The organism is Caballeronia sp. GAWG1-1 (assembly GCF_023631465.1).
In the GTDB taxonomy this organism is placed as follows: Bacteria; Pseudomonadota; Gammaproteobacteria; order Burkholderiales; family Burkholderiaceae; genus Caballeronia.
In genome coordinates this window covers 1-398 of the sequence record NZ_JALQDB010000122.1, presented here as the reverse complement: position 1 = coordinate 398, position 398 = coordinate 1, and the positions used below count along the sequence as shown (strand labels likewise).

General features: G+C 53.8%; 1 protein-coding gene. It reads right to left on the bottom strand.

What is annotated here, in order from left to right:
- Positions 1–398, bottom strand: a 398-nt coding sequence (locus NCT03_RS33725) for a T6SS immunity protein Tli3 family protein (protein ID WP_502800459.1), incomplete at both ends; no start/stop codon positions are given.

Genomic DNA, 398 nt, shown 5'->3' with positions numbered 1-398 from the left:
ACCCGGCCATTTTTCATCTCGATGTAGCCGCGATCATCCACAACGACGAATTGCTTCACGTCCTCCGGCATGGGAAATTGACCATCGTAATGCCCCCAATCCGGGACGAATACATGCGCACTCGTCCCGAACGTTCTGCCTCCGTCGCGAGAAATCTCAATTCCGCTGAAGTCCTCTAGCGGAATGGCGATGTATCGTGTCGAAGGGTGAAGATAAGGATAAAAAACAATCCGGTAAAACTGCGGCACGACCTCGGTTCTAATGTTGAGCTTCGAGTCGAGATACCACAACGCACCTTCGCATTCCCATCCTTCCAGTTCCAGCCACCGATGATCGTCGAACCGGTAGATCACTTGCTTCGGCGTTTCGCGTGGCATGTGCGCGGCCACGCCTGGAAT